The sequence below is a fragment of the Polaribacter haliotis genome (genome assembly GCF_014784055.1).
GTDB lineage: Bacteria > Bacteroidota > Bacteroidia > Flavobacteriales > Flavobacteriaceae > Polaribacter > Polaribacter haliotis.
This window is the reverse complement of sequence record NZ_CP061813.1, coordinates 1,885,394-1,905,316: the sequence shown is the minus strand read 5'-3', so window position 1 is coordinate 1,905,316 and position 19,923 is coordinate 1,885,394. Positions and strand designations below refer to the sequence as shown.

At 30.3% G+C, this 19,923-nt stretch carries 17 protein-coding genes; 12 read left to right on the top strand and 5 right to left on the bottom strand.

Features of this window, described 5'->3' with window-relative positions:
* The first annotated feature begins 31 nt into the window (after positions 1–31).
* The 6 genes from H9I45_RS08100 (at position 32) to H9I45_RS08075 (ending at position 7,108) form a co-directional block, all read left to right on the top strand.
* Entirely contained in the window at positions 32–1,192 is a 1,161-nt protein-coding gene (locus H9I45_RS08100; protein ID WP_088355338.1) for a formimidoylglutamase, read from the top strand.
* Between the two features lie 105 nt (positions 1,193–1,297).
* Entirely contained in the window at positions 1,298–2,671 is a 1,374-nt protein-coding gene (porK, locus tag H9I45_RS08095) for a T9SS ring complex lipoprotein PorK/GldK (RefSeq protein ID WP_088355339.1), read from the top strand.
* 39 nt (positions 2,672–2,710) lie between these two features.
* On the top strand, positions 2,711–3,352 hold the full coding sequence (porL, locus tag H9I45_RS08090; RefSeq protein WP_088355340.1) for a type IX secretion system motor protein PorL/GldL: 642 nt from the start codon (positions 2,711–2,713) through the stop codon (positions 3,350–3,352).
* Between the two features lie 46 nt (positions 3,353–3,398).
* A complete protein-coding gene (gene porM, locus H9I45_RS08085) occupies positions 3,399–4,931 on the top strand; it encodes a type IX secretion system motor protein PorM/GldM (protein ID WP_088355341.1) in 1,533 nt (510 codons plus the stop codon).
* A 15-nt stretch (positions 4,932–4,946) separates the two neighbouring features.
* The gene (gene porN, locus H9I45_RS08080) at positions 4,947–5,801 is read left to right on the top strand and encodes a type IX secretion system ring subunit PorN/GldN (RefSeq protein WP_088355342.1); all 855 of its coding nucleotides are present in this window, start codon (positions 4,947–4,949) and stop codon (positions 5,799–5,801) included.
* Positions 5,802–6,067: 266 nt separating this feature from the next.
* Positions 6,068–7,108, top strand: coding sequence for an NAD(P)/FAD-dependent oxidoreductase (locus tag H9I45_RS08075; RefSeq protein WP_088355343.1), 1,041 nt, complete (start codon positions 6,068–6,070; stop codon positions 7,106–7,108).
* A 247-nt stretch (positions 7,109–7,355) separates the two neighbouring features.
* Here the strand turns inward: H9I45_RS08075 and H9I45_RS08070 are convergent, their stop codons facing one another.
* A complete protein-coding gene (locus H9I45_RS08070) occupies positions 7,356–7,739 on the bottom strand; it encodes a DUF983 domain-containing protein (RefSeq protein ID WP_228455084.1) in 384 nt (127 codons plus the stop codon).
* A 50-nt stretch (positions 7,740–7,789) separates the two neighbouring features.
* Here H9I45_RS08070 and H9I45_RS08065 point away from each other — a divergent pair, with 50 nt between their 5' ends.
* The 4 genes from H9I45_RS08065 (at position 7,790) to H9I45_RS08050 (ending at position 12,122) form a co-directional block, all read left to right on the top strand.
* Positions 7,790–9,709, top strand: coding sequence for an ABC-F family ATP-binding cassette domain-containing protein (locus H9I45_RS08065; protein WP_088355345.1), 1,920 nt, complete (start codon positions 7,790–7,792; stop codon positions 9,707–9,709).
* Positions 9,710–9,761: 52 nt separating this feature from the next.
* The gene (locus H9I45_RS08060) at positions 9,762–10,703 is read left to right on the top strand and encodes a 1-aminocyclopropane-1-carboxylate deaminase/D-cysteine desulfhydrase (RefSeq protein ID WP_176397605.1); all 942 of its coding nucleotides are present in this window, start codon (positions 9,762–9,764) and stop codon (positions 10,701–10,703) included.
* Positions 10,700–11,548 carry a glucosaminidase domain-containing protein gene (locus H9I45_RS08055; protein ID WP_088355346.1) on the top strand — a complete coding sequence of 283 codons (849 nt, stop codon included), beginning with the start codon at positions 10,700–10,702 and terminating at the stop codon, positions 11,546–11,548. Before H9I45_RS08060 ends, H9I45_RS08055 begins: the two co-directional genes overlap by 4 nt.
* A gap of 61 nt (positions 11,549–11,609) precedes the next feature.
* On the top strand, positions 11,610–12,122 hold the full coding sequence (locus H9I45_RS08050; RefSeq protein ID WP_088355347.1) for a gamma carbonic anhydrase family protein: 513 nt from the start codon (positions 11,610–11,612) through the stop codon (positions 12,120–12,122).
* 188 nt (positions 12,123–12,310) lie between these two features.
* Here H9I45_RS08050 and H9I45_RS08045 read toward each other — a convergent pair whose 3' ends face one another.
* Positions 12,311–12,778 (bottom strand): DUF4890 domain-containing protein, encoded by a 468-nt coding sequence (locus H9I45_RS08045; protein WP_088355348.1) that lies wholly within the window; start codon positions 12,776–12,778, stop codon positions 12,311–12,313.
* 171 nt (positions 12,779–12,949) lie between these two features.
* Positions 12,950–13,354 carry a DUF4890 domain-containing protein gene (locus H9I45_RS08040; protein WP_088355349.1) on the bottom strand — a complete coding sequence of 135 codons (405 nt, stop codon included), beginning with the start codon at positions 13,352–13,354 and terminating at the stop codon, positions 12,950–12,952.
* Positions 13,355–13,446: 92 nt separating this feature from the next.
* On the opposite strand from H9I45_RS08040, the gene H9I45_RS08035 reads away from it, so the two are divergent.
* Together H9I45_RS08035 and H9I45_RS08030 are read left to right on the top strand one after the other, a co-directional pair.
* Entirely contained in the window at positions 13,447–15,090 is a 1,644-nt protein-coding gene (locus tag H9I45_RS08035; RefSeq protein WP_088355350.1) for a mechanosensitive ion channel family protein, read from the top strand.
* Entirely contained in the window at positions 15,087–16,064 is a 978-nt protein-coding gene (locus tag H9I45_RS08030; protein WP_088355351.1) for an endonuclease/exonuclease/phosphatase family protein, read from the top strand. The genes H9I45_RS08035 and H9I45_RS08030 overlap by 4 nt, the downstream gene beginning before the upstream one ends.
* A 20-nt stretch (positions 16,065–16,084) precedes the next feature.
* On the opposite strand, the gene H9I45_RS08025 is transcribed toward H9I45_RS08030, so the two are convergent.
* Both H9I45_RS08025 and H9I45_RS08020 read right to left on the bottom strand, forming a co-directional pair.
* Positions 16,085–17,035, bottom strand: coding sequence for a tRNA dihydrouridine synthase (locus H9I45_RS08025; protein WP_088355352.1), 951 nt, complete (start codon positions 17,033–17,035; stop codon positions 16,085–16,087).
* Positions 17,036–17,419: 384 nt separating this feature from the next.
* Positions 17,420–19,912, bottom strand: a complete 2,493-nt coding sequence (locus tag H9I45_RS08020; RefSeq protein WP_088355353.1) for a zinc-dependent metalloprotease — start codon at positions 19,910–19,912, stop codon at positions 17,420–17,422.
* Positions 19,913–19,923: the final 11 nt, after the last annotated feature.

Genomic DNA, 19,923 nt, shown 5'->3' with positions numbered 1-19,923 from the left:
AGTATCTTGCATACTTTATTTAAAATAATAAATGAATATAGACTTTTTAACTCCTGTGAAAGAAACTGTTGTGGCGCATTTAGCGTTGCAATCTTCCCTCTCTTTAGGAAATAAAATTAATATTTATACGCAAGAAGAAGGTTTTCCAGACTTGGAAAATGTAAAAATTGCAATTTTAGGAGTTCAAGAAGATAGAAATTCTCAAAACAATTTTGGTTGTGGAGAAGATTTACATCACATTCGTAAAAAATTATATCAACTTTTTCCAGGAAATTGGAGTACAAGTATTGCAGATTTAGGAAATGTTCTAAAAGGAAATGCAGTTTCAGACACGTATTTTGCAGTTTCAGAAATTATCACTTATTTACTGAAAAGAAATATCATTCCAGTTATTATTGGTGGAGGTCAAGATATTACCTACGTTAATTACAGAGCTTACGATTCTTTAGAGCAAACTGTAAATTTAGCTACTGTAGACAGTCGTTTCGATTTAGGAAATCTAGAAGATGAGCTAAGTTCTCAATCATATTTGAGTAAAATTATTATGCAAGAGCCTAATAATTTATTTAATTATACAAATATTGGGTATCAAACTTATTTCAATTCGCAAGACGAAATAGAACTTTTAGATAATTTGTATTTCGATACGATTCGTTTAGGGAAATCAAAAGATTTAGAGTCAATAGAACCCGCTTTTAGAAACGCAGACATTGTTTCTATAGATATTGGAGCCATTAGACAAAGTGAAGCGCCAGCAAATAATAATGCATCTCCAAATGGATTTTATGGAGAAGAAATCTGTGCCCTTGCTAGATATGCAGGAATTAGCGATAAAGTTTCTTCCTTTGGAGTTTATGAGTACAATTCTAAACACGATAATAACCATCAAACAGCACATTTAATTGCGCAAATGATTTGGTATTTTATCGAAGGTGTTAATTTTAGAGTAAAAGATTATCCATTTTCAGGAAAAGAAAATTACCAGAAGTTTACAGTCTTACTAGAAGACGACGATCCTTTAACATTCTATAAAAGTAACAAATCTGGAAGATGGTGGATAGAGATAAATATTTTATCAGATAATAAATACAAAAGACATGCGTTAATACCATGTACATATAAAGATTACCAAGATGCTACCAGGCAAATAATACCAGAAAAGTGGTATAAAGCAATGAGAAAACTTGTGTAATTTAAATAATATTGAAAAGTAATACGTTAAAATGCAATTTGAACGTTGTTTATTAGCAAAAAAAATAATAGGTTTACGAACTTTTTAGTAAAGATATATTAGAATATGAAGAAAGCAGCAATATTTGCACTCTTAATAACAGTAATTTACAGTTGTGGCTCTAATGATAGAGGAGAATTGGTAGGTGTAAAAGCCAAGAAAAAATGGTTTTCAGAGAAGCCTTTTGGCATGTCATTAATTCCAGGAGGTTCTTTTACAATGGGTAAACAAGACCAAGATGTAATTGGTGCAATGAGTACTCCAACCAAAACTGTAACAGTTAGACCTTACTACATGGACGAAACTGAAATTACAAATAACGAATACAAAGAGTTTGTTCATTGGGTTAGAGATTCAATAATTAGAACAAGATTAGGATATCAAGCAGAATTTGCAGCAATGAGTTCGACTCCAGACCCTACAGGAGCATTACCTTCTGGTGGAATTCACGATTATGCATTTGCAACAGTAGATACTACCAATGCAACTCCATACCAAAGATACATGTACGAAAACTATTGGAGTTTGGGAGATGGAATCGATTCTATAAAACCATTAAACTGGCAAAAAGAATTATTTTGGAAAACAGAAGAATATCCAGATATAGATTATGTAGAAGTTATGGATTCTCTATATATCAGTAGAGACGAAGCTGTAGATGGAATTAGAACATTTAACACAAAATTTTTAAAGTATAGATATTCTTGGTTCGATAGAGATAACGCTGCAAGAAAAGGAGGAAATAGAAAAGATTTTGTACAATCGGAAGTATTAAATATTTATCCAGATACAACTGTTTGGGTAAAAGATTTTAATTATTCTTATAACGATCCAATGCATCAAGATTACTTTTACCATCAATCTTATGGAGAGTATCCTGTTGTTGGTGTAACTTGGGGACAAGCAAACGCATTTTGTAATTGGAGAACAAAAAAGAAAAACGATTATTTAAGAACTAGAAAAAATGTAACCCAAGTTCCAGATTTTAGACTACCAACAGAAGCAGAATGGGAATATGCTGCACGTGGTGGATTGGAATTTGCAACATATCCTTGGGGAACTGGAAGTACAACAAGCGACAGAGGTTGTTTTTTAGCAAACTTTAAACCAGTAAGAGGAAATTATGCAGTAGATGGCGCTTTATATACAATGGAAGCACAATCTTTTAACGCAAATGATTATGGTTTATACAACATGGCTGGTAACGTTTCGGAATGGACAAATACAGCATATAATTTATCTTCTTATTACATGGCTTCAACAATGAACCCTAATGTAGAGGATAGAAAAAATAAAAGAAAAATTGTACGAGGTGGTTCTTGGAAAGATGTAGCGTATTTCTTGGAAGTTGCTTCTAGAGATTACGAATATGCAGATACTGCAAGAAGTTATATTGGTTTTAGAACCGTACAAAATTACATAGGAACAACTAACAAGTAAATAAATAACATAAAAACCCCTAAAAAAAATTAAAAAATTATGGCACAATCAAGAACATACAAAAAAACTATGAATTTCGTTTACGGAATTGGAGCAGCAGTAGTAATTATAGGAGCTTTATTTAAAATACAACATATCGAAATTTGGGGTATAACTGGAGGAATGATGTTAACTATTGGTTTAATTGCGGAAGCAATTGTATTTGCAATTTCTGCTTTTGATACACCAGAAGACGATTTAGATTGGTCTAAAGTTTATCCTGAATTAGCAGATGGTATATCTTCAGAAAAAGACCAGAAGAAATTAGGAGCAGATGGTATGTTGTCTCAAAAATTAGACAATTTATTACAAGAAGCAAAAATAGATTCAAGTTTAATGGAAAGCTTAGGTTCTAGTATGAAAAACTTTCAAAATGCAGCAGAAGGTTTATCTGCAGCATCTGGCTCTGTAGCTTCAACAAATAAATATAATGAAGAAATGTCTAAGGCAGCACTTCAAATGGAATCGTTGAATAATTTATATAAAATTCAAGTAGAAAATTCTAGCAGACAAACAGAATTAAATACAGAAGTTGTACAAAACACAGAAAGATTAAAAGAACAAATGGATGCTTTAGCTAAAAACATGTCTTCTTTAAACGGAGTTTATGGAGGAATGCTTTCAGCAATGTCAACAAAATAATAATTAGTTAAAACGAAATGTATAACAACTTAAAAAACTAATTAGAATGGCAGGAGGAAAAATGTCCGCAAGACAAAAGATGATTAACTTAATGTATCTTGTATTTATTGCAATGTTAGCACTAAATATGAGTAAAGAAGTGTTATCAGCTTTTGGTTTTATGAACGAAAAATTAGTAGAAAATAATATTTCTACAACAGAAAAAAATGCTTTAGCATATGATAATTTAGCTACAAAAGCATCAGAACAACCAGCGAAATTTGGTCCCTTAAAAGCGAAAGCAGATAAGGTTAGAGAATATTCATCAGATTTTTATTCCTATTTAGGAGATTTAAAAACTAAAATGATTTCTGAAATTGAAGATAAGAATGATTATGAAGTAATGGATAAAACAGATTGGTTGGATGCTTATTTCTTTAAAGGAGATGGTTATACAGCAGAAGGTCAAGAGTTTTTAGATAAAATAAACGGTTATAGAACAAGTGTTATTCAGGTTTTAGGTACAGATAGTAAATTTGTTCCTGTACTAAACAGTAGATTTTCTACAGCAGAGGTTAAAGTTAGTGAATCAGAAAAATCTGTTCCATTTTTAAAAGCGCGTTACGAAGGATTTCCAATGGTTGCTTCTTTAACAAATTTTACACAAATTCAAGCAGATATTAAAAATACAGAGAGTGATATTATTTCAGATTTATTAGGAGGTCAATTAGAAAGTGAAGTTTCTATGTCTAACTACAATGGAATTGTTCAATTAGACAAAAATGCTTTTTATCCTGGAGATAAAGTTACAGGTTCTGTAGTTTTAGGTAGATACGACCCCAATTTAAAGCCAAGTAGAGTAGAATTGAATGGTAGTAAATACGACAACTTTAAAGACGGTAGTGTCGTTTTAGATTTAAGAGCAGGTAGTGTTGGAGAAAAAGACATTAAAGGAACAATTTATTTTATGGAAAATGGCGAGGAAATTCCAGTTCCATTTAAAAGTACATACTCTGTAATTTCTAAACCAAATGCCCCAGTAGTTTCTGCAGATAAAATGAATGTAGTTTATAGAGGTTTACAAAACCCAATTTCTATTTCATTACCTGGAGTTCCAGATAAAGATATTAAAGCTAGTGCACCTGGATTAAGGAAAACAGGAGCTGGTAAATATATGATGAGTCCTCAAGGAGGAACATCTGTAAAAATTAGCGTAAATGCAAAATTAGCAGATGGTAATTCAATAAATACAAGCTCAACTTTTAGAATTAAAGATATTCCTGCTGCAATGGGAACTGTTAGAAATCAATTTGGAACAGTAAGAATGCCAAAATCTGGTTTAGCAAATACACCAATTGGTGCAGGTTTACCAGATTTCTTATTCGATTTAGATTTAAGAGTAACAAGTTTTAAAGTAAAGGTTCCTGGACAATTAGCAATAGTTGTTAATGGAACTGTATTAAATGCAGCAGCTAAAAAAGCTTTAGCCAAAGCAAGAAGAGGAGATATGATTAATATTTTTGATATTAAAGCAGTAATAAAAAATAACTCTTACAAAATAAAGAAAGTATTACCCGTTAATATAGAGTTAACAAACTAGAAAATAAACTTAGTTATGACTAAAAATTGTATAATACTATTTTTCGCTTTTTTAACAACAGGTTTGGTAAGTGCGCAAGCAAACTTATTAAATGCTAAATCTGTAGATCAAATTGGTGTAAAAAGTGAGCAACAACTAGCTGCAGATAACGATGGTCCATTACCTTATGGTTATGTGGATGATAGAGATGTTATGTGGTCGAAAGTTGTTTGGGAATTTATAGATTTAAATCAGAAAATAAATTTACCTTACTATTTTCCAATAGATACCACCAATATTTCTACAGATAGAAGATCTTTGTTCGATACTTTAATCAAAGGAATCCAACAAGGAAAAATTAAAGAAGCATATTCCGATTCTTTTTTTACATCTAGAATGACTCCAGAAGAAATAAACTCTCGTTTGGTAAACGTTCGTGATGAAAATGGATATTCAGACACTTATAGAATTCAATCGGAAGATGTTGGAGGTTATATGATAAAAGGAATGTGGTATTTCGATAAACGTCAAGGAGAATTAAAATACAGAATGTTAGCAATAGCACCAATGGGTAAAGATGTACAAACACTAGGAGTTCAAGAAATTGAAGACGAAGAACTGTACGAATTATTCTGGATTTTCTTTCCATCTGCAAGAGGTGTCTTACACGATGCAAAAGTGTTTAACCCACAAAATGCTTCTCACCCAATTTCATTCGATCATTTATTAAATGCAAGAAGATTTAGTTCAGTAATTGTTCGTGAAGAGAATATTTATGGAAATAGAGGAATAGAAGATTACGTTCGTGGAAACTCATTATTCCAGCTATTAGAAGCGAACAAAATCAAAGAAGATATTAGAAATAAAGAAATGGATATGTGGAATTACTAATTCCATCCTAATAAAACTAAAAACGTTTGCGCAAGCAAGCGTTTTTTTATTTGAAGCTGTTTCCTGCTTTACGCACTCGCTTTTTTTTTATGCTTAATTTTTTTAGCATCTCACCTTTTAAAAAGTAATTTTATTATTATAACAGATACTTAATCGAGTATAGCATAAAAAAAGAGCTCAAACAAATGCTACAATCAGGGCTAAGCACACTTAGATGTTTTATTAAATTACTATAATTTTTAGCAGAACTTAATTACTTTTGGAATATGAAAGTAGATTATATTATTGTTGGTTTAGGATTGGCAGGATTAGCATTTGCAGAAGAATTAATAACTGCAAAAAAAACATTTATGGTTTTCGAAGATGCCTCACAAACATCGTCTCTAGTTGCAGGTGGAGTATACAATCCTGTAATTTTAAAAAGGTTTTCTCCAGTTTGGAACGCCAAAGAACAATTGGCAGTAGCACTTCCATTCTACGAAAGATTAGAAAAGAAATTCAATATAAAGTTCGATGAAAAATTTGTTATCAAAAAGGTTTTTAAATCCATTAAAGACCAAAACAATTGGTTTGCAGCTTTCGATAAACCAAATGTTGCACCTTTCTTAGATGAGAAATTAGATAAAGGTAGTTATTCAGGTGTTATTGGAGAACATCACTTTGGAAATGTAAAAGAAGGAGGAAGAATAAATACTCTAAAATTAGTAGAAACTTACAGAAATTATTTAAAAGAAAAAAATTGGATTCGTTTCGAGAAATTCAATCATAAAGAAATTGTTTTAGAGGAAAATTTAGCGAAATATAAAGATATAGAAGCCAATACAATTGTATTTGCAGAAGGTTTTGGAGTAAAAGAAAACCCCTATTTTAAACACTTGCCATTAGACGAAGTAAAAGGCGAATTAATTACCATTCATGCTCCAAAATTAAAAATCGATTTCTTATTAAAATCAACTTTATTTGTAATGCCTTTAGGAAACAATACTTATAAAATTGGAGCAACTTTTAATCATTTAGATAAAACTTCTAAACCTTCCAAAGAAGGAAGAGAAGAGTTGGTGGAAAAATTACAAAAAGTAATTTCAGTACCTTATAAAATTATAGACCAGTCTGCAGGAATTAGACCTGCTGTAAAAGATAGAAGGCCAATGGTTGGTGTACATCCAGAATTTAAAAATTTAGCGGTTTTAAATGGTTTAGGAACTCGTGGAGTAATGATTGCTCCAACAGTAGCGAAAAATTTATTTCATCATCTAACAAATAACGAAAAGCTAGATGATGAAATAAACATTAAAAGATTTAAATAGGTCGTTCTGCTTTTAATTTATCACTTTTTTTAAGATAATAATATCCTTTTCTACGACTATTAGCAAATCTTCGTTCTCTTCTGTAATTTCTTCTTTCTTTTAATTTTTCAATTTTTTTTGAAATAATTTTTAGTAAAAACATTATTCAAAAAGTTTGGTTAGAAAGCAAATGTCTAAAAAATAAATGAACCAAATAAGAGTATAAATACCTGTTTTTTAAAATTAAATATTTAAATAAATTCGTAGTTTAAAATGTGTTAGTCTTTTTAAAACTTACAAACATATTTATCCAAAGAATTCGAGATAAACGTAAATTTACAGGAGCTAAAACAATTAAAGCAACAATAATTGCCATAAAAGATTGCAACAATGTTAAATTAAAAAGTAGTTTTGATATTAAAAAAATAACTATAGAAAGGCCTACAGTAATTCCATAATTTACATACATAGCACCATAAAAGAAAGAAGGTTCCATCATGTATTTTAAATTACAATTCGAGCAATTACTATGTAATTGAGTAATTTTAGAAGGATTAAAAGTAAATTTATATTTAAAAAAATTACCTTCTTGACATCTTGGACATTTTCCATTTAAAACGCTGTATATTTTTGTCCCTTTTTTAAACATCATAACTCTATTTTTTTAAGTAGCTTTGCGCCTTACAAATTTACAAAATTTTCATGTTAAACGTACATAATTTAACGGTTTCCTTTATGGGAACTGACTTGTTTTCAGGAATCACTTTTAAGTTGAACAAAGGAGATAGAATAGGACTTATTGGTAAAAATGGAGCTGGAAAATCTACACTTTTAAAAGTACTTTCTAAAGATTTAGAAACTAGTGGTGGAACCATGGCTTTTGACAAGGATATAAGAATGGGTTTCTTAAGACAAGATATCGATTTTGTAGAAGGAAGAACTATTTTGGAAGAAGCTTACCAAGCTTTTGAAGAAATAAAAGCGATTGAATTAGAATTAGACGAAATTAACGAGCAATTAGCTACAAGAACAGATTACGAAAGTGAAGGTTACAGCCAACTAATTATCGATTTAACCGAAAAAACAGAACGTTATGAGCTTTTAGGAGGTTATAATTATCAAGGAGATACTGAGAAAATATTACAAGGTTTAGGTTTTCAAAGAGAAGATTTCGATAAGTTAACAGACACATTTTCTGGAGGTTGGAGAATGCGAATCGAGTTGGCAAAATTGTTACTTCAAAATAACGATATTCTACTTTTAGATGAGCCAACAAACCACTTAGATATCGAATCTATTATTTGGTTAGAGAACTTTTTAAAAAATTATTCTGGTGCAATTGTATTAGTTTCTCACGATAAAATGTTCTTAGATAATGTAACCAATAGAACAATTGAAATCTCTTTAGGGCAAATTTACGATTACAAAAAACCATATTCTCAATTCTTATTACTAAGAGGAGAAATTAAGGAAAAGCAGTTACAAGCTCAGAAAAATCAAGAGAAAGAAATCAAACAAAAACAACATTTAATAAATAAGTTTAAGGCAAAAGCCAGTAAAGCTTCTATGGCGCAATCTTTAATGAAACAACTAGATAAAGTTGAATTAATTGAAGTAGACCAAGATGATAACCAAGCCATGAATGTGCGTTTCGCCATTTCTAAAGATCCTGGTAAAATTATTGTGGAAGCAGAAAACCTTTCGAAAAGTTATGGAGATAAACACGTTTTAGAAGGTGTAGATTTGCTAATTGAAAGAAATAGTAAAATTGCTTTTGTAGGTCAAAATGGACAAGGAAAATCTACTCTAGCAAAAATGATGGTTGGCGAAATTCCTTTTGAAGGACATTTAAAACTGGGTCATAATGTAGAAGTTGGGTATTTTGCCCAAAATCAGTCAGAGCATTTACCGCCAGAAAAAACGGTTTTAGAAATTATGGAAGATGCTGCAACAGATGGAAACAGAATGCGTGTTAGAGACATGTTAGGTTCGTTTTTATTTGGTGGAGATGCAGTAGATAAAAAGGCAAAAGTACTTTCTGGAGGAGAGAGAAATCGTTTGGCATTGTGTAAATTATTATTATCACCTTTTAACGTGTTAATAATGGATGAGCCAACAAACCACTTAGATATTGCCTCTAAAACAGTATTAAAAGAAGCTTTAAATAATTTTGATGGAACTTTAATTGTAGTTTCTCACGATAGAGAATTTTTACAAGGATTAACCACAACAGTTTATGGTTTTAAAGACAAAGAAATTAAAGAATATTTAGGCGATATCGATTATTTCTTAGAGCAACACAAAATGGAAAATTTACGTGAAGCAGAAAAGAAAACGGTTGTTAAGATAGATAAAGATACGTCTAAAAAAGAAGCACATCAACTATCTAGAGAGCAAGAAAAACAGCTAAAAAAATTAAATAATAAGCTTTCTAATATAGAAACTGAAATTGCAGATTTAGAAAAAGAAATAGAAAAGATAGATTTAGAATTGGCGCAAAATTATGATGAAGTTTCTTCAAGGCCAAACTTCTTCGAGAAATACAAAGCAAAAAAAGCAAAAGTAGATTCTTTAATGGAACAATGGGAAAAGGTTGAATCTGAAGTTGCTAATTTCTCTTAAAACAAAATCCTAATCTCGGAGATTATTATTAATCTGTGAGGTTTTTTCAAATATGAACTTTAACAAACAAATAATATCCGAAAATCAACAAATTCATCTTTCTATTTTAGAAGAAAAAAAAGTAGAACTCTTCATTAAAAGAGAAGATTTAATTCATCCTTTTGTTTCCGGAAACAAATTTCGAAAATTAAAATACAATTTAGCAGAAGCTAAAAAACTGAAAAAAAAAGCAATTTTAACCTTTGGAGGAGCATACTCCAACCATATTGCAGCAACTGCAGTCGCTGGAAAATTATCAGGTTTAAAAACTTTTGGAATTATAAGAGGAGATGAGTTGGGTAAAAATCTCAAAAAAACTTTAGAAGAAAACGCAACTTTAAGAGAAGCGCATAACAATGGAATGAAATTTAATTTTGTTTCTAGAGAAATCTATAGACAAAAAGATTCTTTTGGCTTTACAGAAAAGATGAAAAACAAATGGGGCGATTTTTATTTGGTTCCAGAAGGTGGTACAAATGGTTTAGCAGTAGAAGGTTGCCAAGAAATTTTAACAAAAGAAGATACCGTTTTTAATTATATTTGTGTGGCTGTTGGAACTGGAGGTACTATTGCAGGGTTAATTAAGTCTAAAAAAAAGAAGCAAAAAGTAATTGGTTTCCCTGCTTTAAATGGAGGTTTTATTGTTGAGGAAATAAAAAAGTATGCAATTAAAAACGATAGCTGGTCGTTAAATAAAGACTATCATTTTGGTGGCTATGCAAAATATACAGAGGAATTAATTCAATTTATAAATGATTTTTCTAAACAAACCAATATTTTGTTAGATCCAGTTTATACTGGAAAAATGCTATTTGGCATTTTAGATTTAATAGAAAAAGATTATTTTCCAGAGAATAGTAAAATACTGGCAATTCATACAGGAGGAATTCAGGGAATTGAGGGTTTTAATCAAAAATTAGAAAAGAAGAACCAGCAAATTATTAATAATTTATGAAGTTAAAAATTTTACTTGGCTGTGTTTTATTGTTGTTATTATCTAATTGTGGTTCTAAGAAAAAGGTAATTAACAAGAAAAACCCTGGAGTTGTAATAATAGAGCCAGAACCAGTAGAATTACCTTCTGTGGATGAAGAAAAGCTTACCAAAGAACTTAAAGATACAAACCCGAAATTAAATAAATACACACTTGCCTACATACGTAAATATGCTGCAATTGCTGTAAAAGAAATGCACGAATATAAAATTCCTGCAAGTATTACTTTAGCACAAGGAATTTTAGAATCTGGAAAAGGAAGAAGCGAATTAGCCTTAAAATCTAACAATCATTTTGGAATAAAATGCCATACACAATGGAAAGGCGAAAGAGTTTATCACGATGATGATGAAAAGGGAGAATGTTTCCGAAAATACGTATATCCAGAAACTTCGTACAACGATCATTCCTTATTTTTAACGCAAAGAAAACGTTATGCATTTTTGTTTAATTATAGAATAACAGATTATAAAAAATGGGCTTATGGTCTACGTAAAGCTGGTTATGCAACCGATAGAAAATACCCAGTAAAGTTGTTAAAAATTATAAAAGACTATAAATTATACGAATTCGATATAGTACAAAAAGACGAGTTTTCTGAAGAAATTAAGGAGTTAAATGACGGAGAAACTTTCGAGAAACCTATTGTAATTGAAAAAGTTGCAGGGCAATATTACACCGTAAAAAAAGGCGATACTTTATATTCTATTTCAAGAAAATTTAATACTACAGTTGCAGTTTTAAAAGAAATTAACGGTTTAAAAAATAATACAATTTCTATTGGTCAACACTTGTTAACCAAATAAAAAATAACTAATAATCTTGCCAAGTCTAAATTTACTTCTCTACATTAAATAAGTATAAATTATGCCAATAATTAAATCTGTAAACGGAAAACACCCACAAATACCAACTGATTGTTTTGTCGCAGAAAATGCCACTATTCTTGGAGAAGTTTCATTAGGGAAAGAATGTTCTATTTGGTACAATGCTGTAATTCGTGGAGATGTACATTATATTAAAATTGGAAATAAGGTAAACATACAAGATGGAGCAGTAATCCATGCAACCTATCTAAAATCGCCAACAACAATTGGTAATAATGTTTCTATTGGGCACAATGCTATTGTACATGGTTGTGCAATTCACGATAATGTTTTGGTTGGAATGGGTTCTATAATTATGGACGATTGTATTATAGAATCTAACTCAATTATTGCAGCAGGAGCAGTAGTTACCAAAAATACACACGTAAAAAGTGGAAGTATTTATGCAGGAGTTCCTGCCAAGAAAGTAAAAGATATTTCGCAAGAATTAATTTCTGGAGAAATCAATAGAATTGCTAATAATTATGTAAAGTATTCAAGTTGGTTTAAATAGTAATATTTGGGCGTTCCCTAAAAAGGTCGGGCTTTACGCACTCGCTTTTTTTCTGAAAAAGAAAAAAGAGCTCAAACAAATGCTTCAATCCCTAACGCAATCTGTAACAATTCATAAAAACTAAAAACCCGATTTCAGTTAAGAAATCGGGTTTTATCAATCAACTAAACTAATTAACCAAAACTATTTTATTCTTTTTTATTTCTTTTCTTACCTCTTTCTCCTCTTTCTCCTTTTTTGCCTTTTTTCATCATTTTTTTCCCTTTCATTTTTCTCTTTTTCTGCATTTTTTCAAATTTCTCAAACTGTTCTTTGTTTAAGATTTCTTTCATGTTATTTCTTACTGCGATTTTGTTGTCTAACATTTTGCTTTTCATAGCATAAATCTCATCTGAAGTTGGTCTTTTTTTATCTTTCCTAGCTTCTTTTCTTTTTTCCATAAAAGCTTTTCTCTCTGCCATTTTTGTAGCAATCATAGGTTTAATTCTATATTGTTGCTTTTCAGATAAATCTAAAGCCAAAGTCATTTGTTTAATAGCTAAATCTGTATGTTGTTCCACTGTTAATTGTGGTCTTTCTTGTTTTCTTTTTTTCTGTGCTTGTGTCGCAAAAGTAAATGCGAAAACCATTACTAAAATACTTGCTAATTTTTTCATCTTTTATAAATTTTAATGTTATTTTTTATACTACTAAGACTTTCGATAATAAGAAAGGTTTAATTGTATTGTCTTAATTAACAATTATTTAAGTTTATTTTTAAATAAAAAAACTCAGATTCAATTAAGAATCTGAGCACCATCAATTAACTAATCAATCAACCCAAAAAACTAGTTACTTATTCCTTTTTTAATTTTCTCTTTTCCTTTTTTTTGCATTTTTTCAAATGTAGAAAATTGGCTTTCAGATAAAATTGCTTTCATTTTTTCATTCATTTCTTTCTCTTTGCTTTTTCTTGCCTTTCTCATTTCTTTCATAGCTTCTTTAGAAGGCTTTTCTCCAGAATCTCTCATTGCTTTTCTGCTTTTCATCATTTCTTTTCTATCAGCAATCTGTGCAATTAACAAAGGTTTAATTTCATTTTGTTGTGCAGTTGTTAAATCTAAATCTGCAGTCATTTTTTTTAAGGTTTTTTCTACTTGTTTTTCAGCAGATCCTTTTTTACCTTTTTTTTGAGCTTGAGCAGAAAACGTAACTGCTAAAACTAATACGAGTATACTAACTATTTTTTTCATTCTATTTTTTATTATTTATACTTCTTTGACTAATCAAATTTGAAAAGGTTTAAATTTGCAAAATCGATTAACAATAATTTAACAAATTAGTGATGCGTAACTTATTTTTACTCTTATTTTTTATTACATCTACTTTAGTCTCTCAAGAACAAGAAAAGGATTCCATTAAAGTAAATTTAAGCAATCCACATGCTACCATTTACACGCATTTGTATTTTTTGCAATCCGATTCTTACGAACCCAAAAAAGCGGCAAAATCTATTTTAGGCCTTTCTGAAGAAAAAGCAATTCAAAAAGCGATTAAAATTAAGCAGGTTTTAGATGGTAAAGGTTTGTATGTAGAATTAAATAAAGTTCCTACAAACAATAATTACAAAGACACAATTGGTTATACTTCTTATTACAGATATGTAATATTCCCTGAAAGAATGCCAGAGATTTATGTCGAAAAAATAGGAGGTAAATGGTATTATTCTTCTGAAACTGTGGCGAAAATAGATACTTTATACAAAGAAACTTTTCCTTGGTATGTTCAAAAATTGCAGAATATAATTCCTGTTGCAGGTCATAAAGAATTTTTAGGAATAGAATTATGGCAGTTTGTAGGATTAATAGTGCTCTTTATATTGGCTTATTTAGTGTTTTTTATCATAAAAAAAATTGCATTTTTTATTCTTCAAAAAATTAAATATTTAATAAATAAGACTACAAATTTAAAAATAGACAGCTTTTTAAAAAAATTGGCACATCCAATAGGTTTGTTATGTACAGTTGCTTTTATAGATAAAATTTTTCCTTCTTTACAATTTGGTTTAGATACTAATACTTGGGTGTTTTTAGCATTAAATATTGCTAAAACTGTTTTTTGGATTTATGTTTTTCTGAAATTGGTAAAAGTTGTTATGGAAATTTATTCTGAGTTTACAGAGAGAACCCATAGTAGGTTGGACGACCAATTAGTGCCAATTGTAAATAATTTTTTTACTGGTTTAGTCCTTGTTATTGGTGTTTTTAAACTTTTATCGCTTTTTGGAGTAAATACCACAACGATTTTGGCAGGAGCAACAATTGGTGGTTTAGCAGTTGCTTTGGCATCGCAAGACACAGTAAAAAACTTGATAGGAACCATCATGATTTTTCTAGATAAACCTTTCCATATAGAAGATTGGATAGAAGCTGGAGAAGTTGTTGGAACTGTGGAGAAAGTTGGTTTTAGATCTACAAGTGTTCGTGCCGCAGATACATCTGTTTATAAAATTCCAAATAGTAAATTATCGGAAATTGTTATAAATAATAAAGGTTTACGATTGTTTAGACGTTATAATACTAATTTAGGTTTGCGTTATGACACGCCACCAGAATTAATTGAGGCTTTTGTAAAAGGAATTCGCGAAATTGTAATTGCACATCCAGAAACAAGATCCGATTCTTATAATGTAGAATTTACTGGTTTTGGAGATTCTGCTTTGTTAGTAATGGTTAACGTTTATTTTAAAAGTTTGGCTTGGGGTGTAGAGCAATCCTCGAAACATAGATTACACATTGCCATTGTAAAATTAGCGAAAGAATTAGGTGTCGATTTTGCATTCCCATCTACAACTGTAACTATAGAACAATTTCCAGAGAAAAATGGTTTATTACCAAAATACAATATAGATAAAGAGAGAATCGCTAATTCTATTGATAAAGTATTAGCAGAGTTTACGAATGAAAATCCAACAGAATCCAATAATTGAGAAAATTTTTAAAATATTTATTTAGGTTTTTATTATTGCTGATAATTGCTGTGCTCGTATTTTTCTTTTGGGCATCATCCGCAACTTTAAGTGATAAAGAATATTCAAAGTTAATTATTAATAATTATGATGAGGTCTTAGAAAACGATTCAATTTTTAGTATTGTAACTTACAATATTGGTTATTTAAGTGGAATGACGAACAATCTACCCATTTTAAAACCAAAAGAATTATTTGATAATAATTTAGAAAAAGTATTAGTTGAAACTGAAAAACTGAATCCAGATATTATTGCATTTCAAGAAATAGATTACAATTCTAAGAGAAGTTATTTTGTAAATCAGCAAAACGAAATTGCGAAACTGGGTTATAATTATGTATCGCAAGCTATAAATTGGGACAAAAGTTATGTTCCTTTTCCATATTGGCCAACGAAAATGCATTTTGGTAAAATTGTTTCTGGACAATCTATTCTTAGTAAATATCCTTTAAAAGATCACAAAAGAATTGTCTTAGAAAGAGTTTTAAACGCTCCTTTTTATAGAGAAGCTTTGTATTTAGAACGCTTGGCGCAAGTTGCAAAAGTAACTTTAAACGGAAAAGAAGTTGTATTGATAAATGTGCATCTAGAAGCTTTCGATAAACAAACAAGAGCCAATCAGTTTGATACAGTTCTAGAACTATTTAATGAATATAAAAAAGAATACCCAACCATTTTATTGGGCGATTTTAATTCTTTGGCGAGAGATGAAAAAGGAATCATTCAAAAAATATTTTTAATGGACGATGTTGGAAATGCAGCGTTTAAAAAAGAAAATATTAAAAACACGTACGATTCTAAAAATCCATTTAAAAGAATCGATTATATATTTTACACAAAGAATTCTATAGCATATATTTCAGGAAAAGTATTGGTAGAATTTGGCGAATCTTCAGACCATTTGCCTGTAGAAATGAAATTTAAGTTGAAGTAATTTATAATAAATTTTCTTATTTATCTTTTCGCTTCCTTAATAATTTCTCTTACAGCAACAGCATACGCTTTTACATTACTGGCTTTTTTAATCTTTTTATATGTTTTCTGCGGATTAGAAAAACTTTGAGAAAAGTATTCCCAAAAACCTAACATTTTCATTTTAATTGGAGTTGGGCCAGAAAGTGCAGCATCATATTGTTCAAAAATTTGGTCGTGAAATTCCTCGAAAATATCAAACCTATTTTTTGGATATTCTGTGGTGTTATTTTTAATCATATTAGGTAAAAAAGGATCTGTAATTAAGCCTCTACCAATCATCCAATGATCTATTGAAGTAAAGCGTTCTTGTAATTTTTTAAACGCTGCAACAGAAGTAATATCTCCATTATAATACATTTTGTGTTTGCTGTTATCTAAGCATTTTTGAAACGCATTTAAATCTGTTCCTCCTTTGTATAATTGTTTTCCAATTCTTGCGTGAATGGCAATGTTCTTTAATGGATAATTGTCTAAAATTGGTAAAACATCTAAAATTTCTTCAGCATTTTCGTAACCCATTCTCATTTTCATAGAAACGATAATGTTAGACTCATTATGAATTTTATGAAGAATACTATTTATTTTTTGAGCATCGCTAATTAAACCAGAACCCATTCCACGTTTTGTAACCATTGGATAAGGGCAACCTAAATTCCAATTCAATTCTTTGTAACCTAATTCTTGTACGTATTTAGATACAAACAAAAACTCATCTGCATCATTCGTAATAATTTGCGGTATTACTTCTAAAGTTGTATTATTTTCTGGAAGAATATCTTTTTGATATGAGTTTTTAATCACCAATTTTCCATTCAATCTTATATAAGGAGAATAAAAAGTATCTATACCACCAAAGAATTTGTTAAAAGCATTTCTGAATTTAAAGTCGGTAAATCCTTGTAGAGGAGAAGATAATAATGTGTTGCTCATAAAAATAATAGTTATGCAAATATACTACCATTTCCATTTTGGAGCCACTATAATAAATCTCTTTATGAAGTTAAAACATAAAATAAGATACCCCAACACAATTGATTAATAAGAACACAGGGTTTTGATGGTTTTTTTTCTTCAAAACTAAAATGCTTGGTATTAAGAAAAGTAAAGCAATTAATATAAATGGCACTATAAATATACCAAATCCAAAAGTGCCAAAACCAATATAAATCAACAAGATTAATAAGTATATAAAATACGCATTTCCAATGATTAAAAGTATCACAAATAGGATATTGAATTTTTGAATCAAAAAATAAAGGTATAAAAAAAACCTCATCAATTAAGATGAGGTTCTTCAGTATAATTTTTAAGAATTTATTTAGGATCTAAGATCGCATCAATTCTGTCTACAACATCTTGTAAATGATAACGTGTAAGTGTGTTACCTCTATTAGAAGCGGCTTTAGCATCCCTTTGTAAACGCTTTAATTCTCCTCTTGCAACAGATTTCACGTCAGATTGGTTTACGTTAATTCCACTTATTTTTAAGTAACCACGATTAATTCCTCTCTGGTTTCCTGCTTTATTTAATAAGTAGTCTAATCTATCTAAATGTGCTCTTTGTAAATTTCTTCTATAAGTATCTATAGAACGTCCAGAGTAAATTTCACTCCAAACTCCTTTACGAACATCACTCATCATATTTACCAAAGTATATGCAGATGATCCGTTTAAAGTTTCATTCTCAATCATTCTAGCCATTCTTCCAGCGTCTAAAATGTTATTAAGAGTTCTTGCTTGCATACTTCTAACTCTTTCAACAGAACCAGAAAATTCAGTTTTGCTAAAAATGTTTTCATCTAACATCCATTCTGGAGTTTTAAACAATTCGTTTACAACAAATTGTAAAGCTTCTTTTTGCTTTTCTTTAGAAACATAAGTATAAACTGCTCCTGCTTGGTCAGATGCTTTAAAGTTTTCATAAACACCACCAATATTAGCAGAAACATGTCCCATATATCTATTGAACTGACCTAATAATTGACCATACATAGTAGACAACTCATCGTAATTTTCTCCTTTTTCAGAAGTCCATTCTTCTAATCTTGGTAAAATTCTTTTTAAGTTTTTAATTCCATACATAGAAGCTTTTATAGCATCGTCTCCTAAATCTTCTGTTTGAGAACTTGGATCTACAACACCTGCTGCTTGTTGGTGTCCAAAACGATACATTGGGTCTCCAGCATGTTTTAAAATCCAGCCATCTAATATTTCTTTTTCATCTTCAGCAGATTTGTCTAAAATTGGTCTGTAACCCCAAGAAATTGCATACTTGTCGTAAGTTCCAATGTTTGGCATTAAAGCAACTCCTTTATCTTCTGGTTGTGCTATATAATTAAAACGAGCATAATCCATAATAGATGGAGCTGTTCCATATTTAGCTGTAAAACTTGCAGAACGTAAAGAATCTACAGGATATGCTGCAGAACTTCCCATATTATGAGGCAATCCTAAAGTGTGTCCTAATTCATGAGAAGAAACAAACTTAATTAGTTCTCCCATTGTTTCAGTTTTAAAATTGTTTCCTCTAGCATCAGGATTTATTGCTGCTGTTTGGATAAAGAACCAGTTGTGTAATAAAGACATTACATTGTGGTACCAGTTGATATCCGATTCTAAAATTTCTCCAGAACGTGGGTCACTTACGTGAGGTCCATTTGCATTCGGGATTGGAGAAGCTAAATAACGAATTACAGAATAACGTACATCTTCTGGACTATAATCTGGGTCTTCCTCTTTTGTAGGAGCTCTTTTTCCTACAATAGCATTTTTAAAGCCAGCCGCTTCAAAAGCAACTTGCCAGTCGTTAACTCCTTGTATAATGTATGGAACCCACTCTTCTGGAGTTGCTCTATCTACATAATAAACAATTTGTTTTTTTGGTTCTACCAATTCCCCTCTTTTAAACTTCTCGATATCTTCGTCCTTCACTTCTAAACGATATCTGTCTAAATAAGTAAGCGTTTTACTTCTTTGGTCTTTTAAACCATAATCAGTCTGCCCACGAGTAAACCAACCAACTCTTTCATCGAAATAACGACGTTTCATTGGAACTTTTGGTAATAAAACCATAGAGTTACTCATTTCTAAAGTAATAGAACCTAAAGCAGAATTAGATGGTGCTTTGTTCGCAAAATAAGTTTTTACATGTCTTACTTCAATATTTCTTGGGTAACTACTAACTCTTTCTATATAAGATCTAGTATTGTCTAAACGAGTAACTTGCATACTTCTTCTAGCTCTAGCAGGAAAACCAAGAGGTTTAATATCTGAAGTAAATAATTTTGTGGCATCTATAACTGTAGCTGTAGAATCTTTGCTAAATGCTTTTATAGGAAAAGAATATAAGATAGGTTCTAAGTTCGAGTTTACAACAGCTTCGTGTACAGGTAAAATAGTATCTGCAACTACATTATGAGAAACAATTCTTAATAAAATGGTTTTATTTTTTTTCTCCCAACGTAATACTTGCGTATTTGTTTTTCCACCACCAAAACCAATTCCACTGGCAGTTTTAGCAATTCTTGTTACCATTAACATTTCTCTTCTTAAAAGAGAATCTGGAATTTCGAATAAATAAGTTTGGTCTTTTGTGTGCACTTTAAACAAACCATCGTCTGTTTTGTGATCTTTCGTAACCACTTTTCCATAAGGTTGTATATCACCTTTTTTAGGTTTTGGTTTCGGTTTTTGAGCTGTCTTTGGAGCTTCTTTTTTCTTTTTCTTCCAAAACTGAGCGTTAGTTTCAGTAGAAAAACCGAAAACAAAAGCAATCAGAAGAAAGCTAGTAAGTACTTTTTTTATCATAATAAAATGGA